10 protein-coding genes are annotated in these 13344 nt (G+C 24.3%); 9 read left to right on the forward strand and 1 reads right to left on the reverse strand.

Annotated elements, in window-relative coordinates:
- The first annotated feature begins 2 nt into the window (after positions 1–2).
- From SCORR_RS02095 to deoC, 6 genes are all read left to right on the forward strand, one after another.
- Positions 3–2222 carry an AAA family ATPase gene (locus tag SCORR_RS02095; RefSeq protein WP_094048645.1) on the forward strand — a complete coding sequence of 740 codons (2220 nt, stop codon included), beginning with the start codon at positions 3–5 and terminating at the stop codon, positions 2220–2222.
- Between the two features lie 93 nt (positions 2223–2315).
- Positions 2316–3488 (forward strand): motility-associated protein Scm1, encoded by a 1173-nt coding sequence (scm1, locus tag SCORR_RS02100; protein ID WP_094048647.1) that lies wholly within the window; start codon positions 2316–2318, stop codon positions 3486–3488.
- Positions 3489–3559: 71 nt separating this feature from the next.
- Positions 3560–4705 (forward strand): N-acetylglucosamine-6-phosphate deacetylase, encoded by a 1146-nt coding sequence (gene nagA, locus SCORR_RS02105; RefSeq protein ID WP_094048649.1) that lies wholly within the window; start codon positions 3560–3562, stop codon positions 4703–4705.
- Entirely contained in the window at positions 4695–5279 is a 585-nt protein-coding gene (locus tag SCORR_RS02110) for a hypothetical protein (protein WP_094048651.1), read from the forward strand. The genes nagA and SCORR_RS02110 overlap by 11 nt, the downstream gene beginning before the upstream one ends.
- Positions 5272–6240: a Gfo/Idh/MocA family protein gene (locus tag SCORR_RS02115; RefSeq protein WP_157705336.1), complete on the forward strand. Its 969-nt coding sequence runs from the start codon at positions 5272–5274 to the stop codon at positions 6238–6240. Before SCORR_RS02110 ends, SCORR_RS02115 begins: the two co-directional genes overlap by 8 nt.
- A 3-nt stretch (positions 6241–6243) precedes the next feature.
- Entirely contained in the window at positions 6244–6909 is a 666-nt protein-coding gene (gene deoC, locus SCORR_RS02120; protein WP_094048655.1) for a deoxyribose-phosphate aldolase, read from the forward strand.
- Between the two features lie 26 nt (positions 6910–6935).
- Here deoC and SCORR_RS02125 read toward each other — a convergent pair whose 3' ends face one another.
- Positions 6936–8429: a nicotinamide phosphoribosyltransferase domain-containing protein gene (locus SCORR_RS02125; protein ID WP_094048657.1), complete on the reverse strand. Its 1494-nt coding sequence runs from the start codon at positions 8427–8429 to the stop codon at positions 6936–6938.
- Between the two features lie 212 nt (positions 8430–8641).
- On the opposite strand from SCORR_RS02125, the gene SCORR_RS02130 reads away from it, so the two are divergent.
- From SCORR_RS02130 to SCORR_RS02140, 3 genes are all read left to right on the forward strand, one after another.
- Positions 8642–9922: a substrate-binding domain-containing protein gene (locus SCORR_RS02130; RefSeq protein WP_094048659.1), complete on the forward strand. Its 1281-nt coding sequence runs from the start codon at positions 8642–8644 to the stop codon at positions 9920–9922.
- Between the two features lie 62 nt (positions 9923–9984).
- The gene (phnC, locus tag SCORR_RS02135) at positions 9985–10755 is read left to right on the forward strand and encodes a phosphonate ABC transporter ATP-binding protein (protein ID WP_094048661.1); all 771 of its coding nucleotides are present in this window, start codon (positions 9985–9987) and stop codon (positions 10753–10755) included.
- Positions 10748–13342 carry a PhnE/PtxC family ABC transporter permease gene (locus SCORR_RS02140; protein WP_094048663.1) on the forward strand — a complete coding sequence of 865 codons (2595 nt, stop codon included), beginning with the start codon at positions 10748–10750 and terminating at the stop codon, positions 13340–13342. The genes phnC and SCORR_RS02140 overlap by 8 nt, the downstream gene beginning before the upstream one ends.
- Positions 13343–13344 lie beyond the last annotated feature (2 nt).

The following is a 13344-nucleotide window of genomic DNA, read 5'->3' on the forward strand; positions in this document are numbered from 1 at the left end:
TTATGAAAAAGTTTAAAGGAAAAATTTATAAATATATTTTTAGTTCAGAATCAGGTTTTGGTGTTGCTCTTTTTAGTTTATTTGAAAATCCCAAAAAAATAATTAAGATAATTGGTGATATTTCTCATATGAAAAAAGATTATCTATATGAAATAAGTGTTCAACAGTTCAATGATAGCTCAAGAAATGAAGTAAACTTTAAAGTAATAAATATTATTACAGTTAAGGATTTTGAAAATGACCCTGACTCATTAATAAAGTATTTAAGTTCTTCTCTATTCCCAACAATTGGAAAAGGTCTTGCAACTAATTTAGTAAATCATTTTAAAACAGATGTAATTAATAAAATTTTATTAAACAAAGATAGTTTAATTGATATTGATGGAATGAATAGTGTAAAAGCAAAAATATTGTATGATACTTTATTTGAATTAAAAAATAGTTTTATAGATTTATTTATAGAAAAAAATTTAAAATTAGATTTTTTTTATAAGCTAAATAAAAATTTCAATAACTATAAAGATATTGAAATGGTTTTAAAAAATGACTTCTATAAATTTGCTTATGAAAATAATTTAACTCCTTTTAGTGAAGTCGATAAAGTAGCACTTGCTTTTGGTGAAGAGCTATTAAGCGAAAAAAGAATATCTTGATTAGTTCATAGTGTTGTTAAAAATATGTTGTTCAATAGTGGTGATACATACACAGATATAGAAAAAATAAAGAGTGTATTATACAAAGAAAATTTATTAGATTATACTGTTCCTTTTCAAGAAATAATAAATAAATTAGTATATGCAAAAAATGAAACTATTTTATATTTCAAAGATCAAAAAATTTATACAAAGGATAGTTACGAAGAAGAGCAATGCATATCAGAAAAACTTATAAATATTTTAAAACTTAAGAAAGACAATGAATTCGATGAAGATTATGTATTAGATAAAATAAAAATTATAGAAGATGAATTTAAGATAATAAAAAAAATAGATAATTTTAAATTTAATAAAGAACAATTAAACTCATTATTAAGTTTTGTAAATAATAATATTTTAATAATAACAGGTGGTCCGGGAACTGGTAAAACAACTTTGATTCATGCCATAGTTAGGTTATATGAAATTTTATATAATAAAAATAAAAATGATTATTCTATATTAGCACCAACAGGTAGAGCTGCATCAAGAATAAAAGAAGATTCGAATTCTTTGTATACGTCAACAATACATAGATATTTAAAATATACTGGTAATAATATGTTTGATGTCAATGAAGGAAATCCAATTTATACAAATTTAATAGTAATAGATGAATCATCAATATTAGGAAATCAATTATTTTCAAAACTTTTAAAAGGTGTAAAAGGTATTGAAAAGTTAGTTCTAATTGGAGATATAAATCAATTACCAAGTGTTGAATATGGTAACTTATATGAAGATCTTATTAAAAGTAAAAAATTTAAAACAGAATACCTAGTTGCTAATAACAGACAATCAAGTGAAAATGATATTCCAGTATTTGCAAATTCAGTTTGAAATGGTGTAGAAGATTTAAGTTTAAAAGGATATAAAAATGTAATTTTTGATTATGATGAAGACGAAAATAAATTATTAGAAAAACTAAAAGATTATTATATTAAATATTGCCCTGATAAACTTGAAGACTCAATTACAGGAATACAAGTTATTGCACCAATGTATAAAAATAACTTAGGAATTAATAATTTAAATAATTATATACAAAGTTTTAAAAACAATTCTTCTGGTGTAAAAGTTAAAAAGGGAAATTCTCAATTTAAAAATAATGATAAGGTAATCTTTAATGAAAATAATATTAAATTAATGTTATTTAATGGAGATGTTGGTTATATTAAATCAATAACTAAGGTAGAAGAAAAGATTAATATATCACTTGATTTTTGTTTAAGAGATATTAATGTCTCAGTGGATTTAATAAAAAATCTTGACTTAAGTTATGCATGTTCAATCCATAAAACTCAGGGTAGTGAATATGATAATGTAATACTTGTTTTGGATGCAAGTAATTGATCGACTTTAAGTTTCGTTGATAAAAGAATGATTTATACAGCTATTACTAGAGCTAAAAAAAATCTTGTAATATTATCAAATGAAAAAACTTTTATTAAATGTGCTAGCTTCTTAAGGGAATCAAGAAAAACAACTCTTATAGAATACATTAATTACAAATTAGAAAATTTTTAACAAATTGAATTTATTAGTTTAAAACCATAATAAAAATGTAAAATATTAATAGTGATTTTTTAATCAATTTCAGTTTTTTGGAGAGGTATTTTTATGAGACAAAAAGGGATTTTATTAACTTTTATAGTTTTTGCAGTGTTGTTTTTAATAGTATTGATTGTTAGTCTTTCATTCAGTTCATTGATTGATATTAATAAAGAGTTAAGTTATTCAAACATTGATGAAAGTACTAGTAAAAATATTAGTAACCCATATGATTTATCATATTTTATATTTGGTTATAAAGGTTTTTTATCAATATTAACTAATAATTCACTAAACTTTATTATTTTTTCTTTATTTTGAGTATATCTACTACCATTATTTTTCTCATTCTTTGGATTATTTCTTTTAATATTTATTTTTACATTAATAATTCACAATATAAGACGTGATTATAAATACCAATTTGCAAAAAGAGTTGGTAAATGAGGAATGTACGTAACCTTCTTTATATTATTGGCTTTTGCATTTATTTCAATTATTTTATTCTCATTTCTTGAAGTAGAATTTAAAAAAATCCAAGCATTAAAAGATAAGTTTGATAATGAATTTTTCGATACATTCTCTGCAATTTCATTACTAAGGGTATTAGCAAAAGGTTATATCTTTGGGATTAATTATGAAAATGTTGGTTCAATATTAGGAGACGATTTTAACTATGCATTATTAGTAGTTTCATTGGTCTTTGGGACAATATTTTTACCAACTGTTGGTATTATGTTTGTAGTGTTTAGTTCAATTTGAATTGCTACATTTATTTCCTCAAGAAATAGTTCACATTCTAAATTTAGAATGTGATTAAAAAATATTAGAATTGATTCTAAACGTGAATTTTATTCACTAATACTTAAAAATATATGACTATGAATTGTAGCTGCTTCATTTATTATAACAATTATCTCACCTGGTTTAGTTCACCCATACAATGATGGTTTTCAAATAACTCTAACAGTAATTTCAATTATTATAGTACCACTTGTTTTTATTCCATTAATAATTGGAATGTCAAGAGTTGTTAAAATTAGAAGATTTAATTATAACTTATTAATGTTTCTTCAAATAATGATTCTAATATTTACAGTTATTTTATTACAATTAACAATATGAATTTTATTCAAAGAAGAAATTCAAGTTCATTCTTCAGTTTCTTCATTAATTCCTTTTGCTACAATTACTTCATCTGTATTTGCAGAGTTTGGTTTTGTGAAACTTCAACAAAGATAAAATTTATATTTTATCTTTTTTTTTATTTTAAGGTGAAATTAAATTAAAATATATTTGATGGAGGATTAATAATGATAATCAAAAATGCAAAAATTGTATTGGAAGATAATATAATTCAAAACGGATGGATTGAAATAGAAGGAAGTATTATAAAATCTATAAATGAAGGTTCTACTACTTTGGATGGAATTGATGCAAATAATTCATGATTAGTACCTGGCTTTATTGATTGTCACGTTCACGGTGGATATGGTGTAGATTTTGAAACAGGGACAATAGAAGGTTATGAAAAGTTCTCTAAGGAAGTTGTAAAAGAAGGTATCACAACTTACGTTCAAGGCAGTGTGACTAATTCATTTGAAAATAATGTTAAATATTTCAATAATTTTAAAGAATTTATAAAAGATAAAACAAAGCAATATGCCAAATGTTTAGGTGTACACCTTGAAGGACCTTTTATTTCAGCTGAGAAAAAAGGTGCACATGAATTATCATTATTAGAAAATCCAAATTTAGATACATTAAAAAAATTAATAGAGGTTTCTGATAATACAATTAGAATCATAACTTATGCACCAGACCTCCAAGATGGAACTTTTACAAAATATTTAATTGAAAATAATATTATTCCAAGTGCAGGACACACCAATATAAGTTTTAGTGATTGTGAAAAAGATTATAAAATAGGGTTTAGACATGTAACACATTTATTTAATGGAATGAGTGGTGTGTCTCAATATGAACCAGGTTTAGCAGCTTATGCATTATATAGAGATGATATTTTATGTGAAGTTATTAGTGATGGAATTCATATAAAAACTGATACATTGAAATTTATATATAAAGTAAAAGGTCCAAATAATATTTGTATAATCACAGATGCTATGAATGCAAAAGGTTTACCTGATGGAGATTATAAGCTTGGCAATTTAGAAGTTGTTAAAGAAGGTATGAAAGTATGTCTAAAATCAAGTGGAGTACTAGCTGGAGCTGGAGCAACTTATGATCATAACGTAAGAACATTTTATAATGCAATTGAAAATTTAGAAATGAATGATTTAATCAAAATGACATCAATAAATATTGCAAAGCAACTAAATATTTATGATGTAACTGGAAGTATAAGTGTCAACAAAAAAGCTGATATAGTAATGCTAAGTAAAGATTTAAAGGTACTAAAAACATTTGTTGAAGGTAAATTAATTTATGAAAAATAACATAAATCCAAAAAGTTTTATTATAATAAAATTTTTATTTACTATTGGTTTCTTATTTTTATACTCTGCAAGTTTTCTTCTCTTAATAAAAATTCTAAAAGAGCAAAAAGAAGATGTTACTTTATTTATTCAAACCAAAACCTATTTGGCCATAACTATATTCTTAGTAACACTTGGATTAGTATGCTTTATTGCTTTTTTGTTAATCAGAATTAATATTAATAAAAAAACAAAATATATTTATTCAAAGAAAGAGAAGTTATTCCTTTATATTTCTGTTTCTTTAATTTTAGTTTCGGTAATTTTATCAATTTTTACTATTTCTTCAATATATATAAAAAATATTAATCTATTAGCCGTTTCAATAAGTGTACTTTCTATACAAGTAATGTTCAGTATAACTTGTTCTATACTCGAAGGTTTAACAAGAATGAAAGAACAACAAATTATAAACAGTTTGTGATTTGAAAATGAGTTAAAAGAAAATACAAAAAACAATAATTCGGTAACAAAACCTAAAAAACTCGATAGTAATATTAATCCTTTTAAAGATGGAGATGATAAAGATGATTAAGATTGCAACAATAGGTACTTCAAAAATCGTTGAACAATTTATTGATGCAGCAATAAAGTCAGGAAGTTTTAAAGTTTCTTGTTGTTATTCAAGAGATAAAGCTAAAGCAAGAGATTTAATAAATAAATATTCAATTTATGCTGTAGCTACAAACAAGTTTGAAACAATAATAGATGAGTCTGACGCAGTTTATATTGCTTCACCTAATGGTTTGCACTATGAACAAGCAAAATACTTTTTATTACAACAAAAACATGTATTATTAGAAAAACCATTAACACTTGATTACAAACAAGCTGTTGAATTATCAGAGATTGCAATTAAAAATAAAGTTATATTTATGGAAGCTTACAAGACAATACATTTACCACAGTTTAAATATTTAATTGATTTTACCAAAACACACCAGCCTTTTATGATGAACTTAAATCTTAATAGAATAACTTCTAGAATTAATAATTTAAAAAATGGAGTTATTGATAATATATTTGATTATAATTTAGGTAGAGGTTCAACATATGATATGTTAGTTTATCCAGTTGAATTAAGCGTTTCTCTGTTTGGTAAAGTTCAGTCTGTTAAAGCGTTAGGGCAAAAACTTGAAAATAATAGTGGATTAAATGATATTGTAATTCTGAAACACGAATGTGGAGTACTGGTAAACATTACTTGCAGTAAAGTGACTAACGGTATTATTCAAAATGAAATTTTATCTGATAGTATTACGCTTACATTTACAGATGCAATAAATATTAAAGATATAAAAATATACTTATCAGATGATAATGATAACCCTAAAGAAATAGACTATGAAACTGATGATAATAATCTTGTATATGAATTAGCAGTATTTTCAAAAATGATTAATGATAATGATTTTACTCTAAGGGATAATTTAATGAATATATCATTAGAAGCATTACATACTCTAAATAGAATAGAATTAGATCAGAGAAGGTAAAACATGAAAAAACTAAGTAAATATATAGATCATACAATTTTAAAACCCGATGCAACTAAAGAAGAAATTAAAAAATTATGTGAAGAAGCATTAGAATATAATTTTGCGACAGTTTGCATAAACCCATATAGAATAAAAGATGCTATATCATACCTAAAAGATAGTAATGTTGGCATAACTACTGTAATTGGTTTCCCATTAGGAGCAAATATTACAGAAGTAAAAGTATTAGAAACTAAAAAGGCAATAGATGATGGCGCAAGTGAAATAGATATGGTAATAAATATCGGAGCAGTAAAAGATCAAGACTGAGAATATGTATATGATGATATGAAAGCAATTAAATTAGCAGCAGGTTCAAACATTGTTAAGGTTATTTTAGAGAACTGCTTATTAACTAAAAATGAAATAATAAAATGTTGTGAATTAGCTGTCAAGGCTGGACTTGATTTTGTTAAAACTTCAACAGGCTTTTCAAAAAGTGGAGCTACATTTGAAGATGTTAGACTAATGAAAATGACTGTTAAAGATAATTGTAAAGTTAAAGCGGCTGGTGGTGTAAGAACTACTTTAGATGCACTTGAAATGATAAAGAGTGGTGCAGATAGACTTGGAACTAGTGGTGGAGTTAACATTGTAAAAGGTGAAGATAATAAAAATACATATTAAAAATAAGTGATTTCTCACTTATTTTTTTAAAACAATCATTTTATTTTTATTAGTTTTTCTTCTGATAATGAGTCTTTTCATTCATAAAGTGATAATCCATCATTTATTGTTACACTTCATTCATTATTTTCGTTAATAAAATTGAATTTAATTAAGCCTAATCTTGATTTTTTATTATTTTCTTTATAAGGTGCTTTTTGTATCATTAAATTTTTATTATCAATTTTAGCAAATGTAACTTTTTGGGCCATGCTTAATGAGTCTCTTCTTATACTCCAAGAATAATTATAAGCACCAATACCAAAAACAACATTACTAGAAGCGTAACCCATTTTCTCTAATTCTTTAAAAATGCACAATGCTTTTTTATAATTTATATTGTCGCCAAGTATAACTCCTATTTTCTCGTTAAGTATTTTATAGCCTTTACTATTGATTTTATGACCAAAAATTGTATCAATATATTTTATAATTCCAAGTTTTTCACTTTCGAATAACTCTTCATTTAAATTTATTTGTTTTTTACCAGCTATTAATTCTAACGGGTCTAATGAATCTGGTCTTATTACAAATTTACCATTTCTTGCAATAATTTTGTTTTTTAGCTTTGGTAAATATACTTCTAAAACATTAAATATATTTCAAGTATCACTAACTACTGATAGTACTCCATTTGGGTATAAATCAATTAATCTTTCATATGTAATAAATTCTTTTTCTTTTAATCCTGCTGACATAACTGAATGTTCTGTTGCATAAACACTTGTGCCAAGAATCTTTCTACTAAAATTTCCAAAATAATCTTTATATTTATATAGCTCCTTTATGCTAGGTAAATTATCGCTTCCAACAAAGTTCATTAAATGACCAATTCCTGTTTTGATAGCACCATAGTTTGTACAAATACCTCTTTGGGAAAAATCGTGGAATTGATAATCTATATGACTATCATCATCACAAGTTATATGAGAATATTTCTGAGCTAATTTTCTAAATTGGTAGCTTACATTCCCTGATGTAATAATTGGTCAAATTTCACTAATTAATCAAGTTTCAATATAGCTAACTAATCAATAAAATCTAGGGTGTGTATTTCATAAAAGAGCAATAGGAGTATTTTCTTTTATTTTAATTTTAGACTCAATTTCTTTTTCGTGATGTTCTAATGTTAAAAAATCTATTGGTAATGATTTCAATTCTTCATGTAGGTATTTAAAATCATCAATCATACCGCTTGTAAATTTTATGTTTGTGTATGATTTCATTTCCTCGATTTCATTAATTATTTCTTCTCAAGTTAGTCTAAAAAAATTATAATCTCAGTCTTCGAATAATTTTTTAAAAGTATATTCTACTCCATATGAATATATATAATCAATTTTATCATTAGAAAAGTTGTACTCTTCATCAAACTTTTTAAAACTTCTTGGTGTAATATTAGCAAATAAAAATGTTGTTTTATCAGGGTACTGATCTTTATGATCTAATTTATAACTATCTGTTTTAAATAAACTTATCATTACTTTCAACTCCTAAATAATTATATATAATAAACATTAATATTTTAACTATATTATAAGTTTAGAAATTTAATAAATATCCAAGGTATTTAATTATTTATATATATAATAAAGTTGTAATTCGTAGATTAAGAATATACTAAAAGCTATTAATTACATTATTAAATATATAAATAATATAAGTAAACAAATATTTATATTACGGAGGAATAATGAAAAAATTATTGACAATCATTGGTAGTTTATCAATTTGTACTTTGCCAGTAACAACAATTATATCTTGTGATTCTACAAGAAATACTTTTGACATTGTATTTATACCATCAGTTAATGCAACTGATATACAAAATACTATTAAACCTTTAGAAGAGGCATTACAAAAATATTTGAAGGAAAAAGATAGCACTTTTAATAAACCTGTAAAAATAACAACAGCCACTGATTATGAAGCCGCTGGAAGCTCGCTAAAAAATGGTAAGTCAGATTTAGCTTTTTTACCGGTTAATACTTATGCATCATACAGAGGTTCATCTAATGATGATGGAACTTATAAGGATGCAGGTGTATTATTGATATCATCTCGTAATGGTTTAAACGCTGAAACTAATTACGATAAATTTAAAGTAGGAGATGATTTTTCAGACTTTGAAGCTTCAAAACAAGACTTATCGTTTGAAGATTTAAGTGGGTTAGCATTAAATTATAATAAATTACTAAGTGATAATCTTAATTTAAATGAAGAAGAAAATTCTGATAAATTAGATTTAACCGTAGACAATGTAAGTAATACTTTATTCGATAAAAACAATATGGTTAGTTATTATCGATCATATGTATTTGCAAATAAAAGTTGATTAGAAAGTGAGAAAAATAATAATACAAGCTATAGTTCAAAATCATTAGATGAATTTATAAAAGATAAAGAAGTAATGAAAAACCTTATATTATCAGCTGGTAAAGGTTTATCAATGGGAAAAAGCCTTACATCAAGTGGTTCAGTGTTGTACCCATTATTATGAATGAAAAAATCTTTAGGTTTATCAGATGAAAACCTTAGAGATGTTTATAAAAATAGTTCAAGACAAAATGGTTATCCAGATGCTGCAAGATTAGTTAGCATAAATGGAGATGTAAAAATGTCAGTTGGTTATGGCGATATAAGATATGATTTAAAAGGAAATGTTGCAGATATGAAAACAGCTTTTAAAAACTCAATTGTAATTGCATCAACGACTGGTATACCTAATGATGGAATAATGTATTCTAGAAAAACTGTAAATGAAACTCTTGTTAGTACTCTAAGATCAGCATTTCAAACATTTGTAAAAGACCCAAATTTAAAATCTGTTTTTGATTTATATAATCATAATCAATATATTGGTTTAAAAACAGAACAAACTTCTTTAGAATACGAAAAGGAAAGGGAAAAATTAATATCAGATAATTTTGAAAACATTGAACCTATTATACAATTAACAAAAAACTTTAATTAAAGATTAAAAAAGATATAATAAAAATATGTGATATTCATTACATATTTTTTTATGGAGGAATAATGATTAAGTTCAAAAAAGTGAACAAGGTTTGACCAAATGGAAAGCATGCCTTAAGTGATATTAACCTTAATATTGATGATGGTGAGTTTGTTGCTATAGTTGGATTATCAGGTGCTGGTAAAACAACGTTATTAAAAACAATTAATAAATTTACACCTATTAACTCAGGTGAAATAGAAATTACTTTTAAAGATGACATTTTTAATATAAATACTACAAAAGGTAGAAAATTAAAAGAGTTGAGAAAAAAAATAGGTCTTATGTCTCAAGAATATAACAACATTGAAAATCAAGTTGCATTAAAAAATGTCTTAAATTCAAGAATATCTAAAATGAGTTTTTGAAGGTCTATAATTGGTTATTTTAATAAAAATGATAAGTTAATAGCTTTAAGTAATTTGGAAAAACTTAATCTACTCGATTATGCATATGTTAGAGTTGATAATCTGAGTGGCGGTCAACAACAAAGAATTGCATTAGCGCGTACATTATCTCAAGAACCAGAACTTATAATTGCTGATGAACCAGTTTCTGCACTTGACCCAATTTTAGCAAATCAAGTAATGCAAGATTTTAAATTAATTAATAAAAAAGAAAATATAACCATTATTATCAACATACATCATATAGATTTAGCAATTAAATATGCTGATAGGATTATTGGCTTAAAAGATGGTTTATTAGTGTTTGATGGTAAACCAAAAGAACTTACAAAGGATAAACTTTCAGTCATTTATGGTGATAGTTATGGTGATTTAAAAAATGATTAAGAGAAAAATTAATTCATTATTATCTAGAAATGTATTTAAGGTTGGGGAACGTTATTCTAAATCTCCTTCAAAAATTTTCATGTGATCAATGATTATAATTACGTCTTTAATAGTATTATTTGGTTTTTATTATCTAGAAAATAGCTGAGAAGAATTTTTTACTAGTTTATCAAATCTGGGTACGTCTATAAAAGAAATGCTTAACTGAAATTTTAAAGAATTTGCAACACCAAATATGTTTGGGGAAACTTTTTTGAATAATGCGTTACAATCAGTGTTAAGTACTATAACAATGTCTTTTTCTGGAACAATTTTGGGCGTTTTATTAGCTGTACCAGTTGCGTTGTTATCATCATATAATTTAGTCCATAATAGATTTGTAAATAACTTATGTAAATCTATAATGGCATTATTCAGAACAGTTCCAGCTTTCACCTTTGCTTTATTTTTAATAGGATATTTTGGACAAACAACATTATCAGTAACATTAGCAATTGCAATATTTACATTTGCAATTACCGGTAAACTTTTCTTAGAAAAAATTGAACACATTAATTTTAAAATATATACTTCATTACAAGCAACAGGAGCATCAAAGTATAGTTCATTTAGAAGTGCTGTAATGCCACAAATTTCACATAGTTTACTTTCACTTACATTTTACTCTTTAGAGACAAATATTAGATATATAGCAATTATTGGTGGTATGACTTCTGTTGGTATTGGAGAACTAATTCAAAGAAACATTGGTTTTCAACAATGAGATAGAGCTGGTTTTTTATTGTTTCTTCTAATTATGGTAGTTCTACTATTAGAGTTAATTATATACTTAATTAAAAAATATATTCTTAGTGATAAAGATTTTATTCTTGATAAAAAAGAAAGAGATAATATAATAAACAAATCAAAAAAACTAATTAGAAAAAGCAATCTGAGATATTATATTTATGAAGAATTTATTCTTAAATATAAAATAGAAATTAAAAAAACAATCTCTTGAAAGTCAAAATTTTTATTATATAAAGAAAGAACTAAAAAAATTAGTCAGTTTAAAAAACTACACAAAAGTAAAATATTAGAAGACAAGGAAAAGTTTAAAGAACTTAAATCAAAAGAATTTAATTCAAAAAACTGATTTATTTATAATGATAAATTATCTCAAAGTGTAAGAAGAGATAAATTATATTTAACTGACTTTAATTTAATGGTTGAGTCAAGAAAATCTGAGTATTATTTAAGAACAAAAAAGGAAGTTGAAGAAAAACATGAAGAATTTTTAAAATCTTTAACAAAAGATGTTGTTTTACATAAAAATCCACGAAAGTACTTAAAAAGATGGTTTTTATATGCAATAATATTTGCTTTCTTTATTTATTCTTTTTCTACAATTGAATTTCATATTGAGTCAAAGGAAGTTATACAAAATACAAATAAAACTATTTGATCAGTACTAAATATTAACTGGGAGTCCTTATTTTCAAAAACTTCTAATGCTCCGTTTTCTGTTATTCAACTTATGTTTGAAACATTATCAATTGCTATTGTAGGAACTACTTTAGGAGTGTTGTTTTCTTATATTTTAGGATTAATAAGCTCTGAAACAATTGTCAATTTTTACGTAGCAAAATTTTTTGTTATATTAACTTCGATAGTAAGAGCAATACCAACATATATATATGCAATTATATTTGTTGCTCTTGTTGGTTTAGGTCCATTTAATGGTGCTATTGCACTTGCGATGGGTTCGATAGGAATGTTAACCAAATATAATAGAGAAACATTTGAAGATATTAATTTAAAAATATCAACTCAACTACAAGCTACTGGTCTAAATGGATGGCAAAGATTTAGATATGGAATAATACCTCAAACATCAAGTAATGTTATTTCTTATATTATTTACAGATTTGATATAAACTTTAAAGAGGTATCATCACTTGGTATTGTTGGTGCTGGTAATATGGGTTATTTGTTAAATACATATTTTAATGATCGTTATTTTAATGAATTTGGTGCACTATTATTTGGTATTATGGTATTTACTTTGTTAATCGAAACCTTTACAACAATATTAAGAAATAAAATTAATTTAGGTATAAATCCTAAATATGTTGATTATTTAATTCTTAAAATAAAAAATTATTTATTCATCAAATATAAGACAAATGAAATGTTATATTTAAAAAAACAAGGTTTATCTTTTAATGAATCATGTGCACTTTACAGCTTTACTAATAATGAATTATTTAAAAGTATAAAAGCAATTCAAAAAAAGGATAATTTAAGTAAAAAAAATTCTTATTTAAAGGCTTATAACGAATTATTTAATACTAGTTTTGTAAGCATTAAAGAAGTAAATGACAATTATAAACAATTGTATAAAAAATACAAAACTAATAGAATTGAATATATTGAAAAACTTAATAATGAATATATTGAAAGTTTGAAAACTTACAAAGATAATTTAAAAGTATTTAAAAATAATGAAATATACAAAAATGATATAAAATTTTATATTAAAGAATATTATAAAAGTAAAAAGAATGCAAAAAGAATATTTAGAATACAAAAAAATAGTCTAGATTAATA

This window comes from Spiroplasma corruscae (assembly GCF_002237575.1).
Lineage (GTDB): Bacteria > Bacillota_I > Bacilli_A > Mycoplasmatales > Mycoplasmataceae > Spiroplasma_A > Spiroplasma_A corruscae.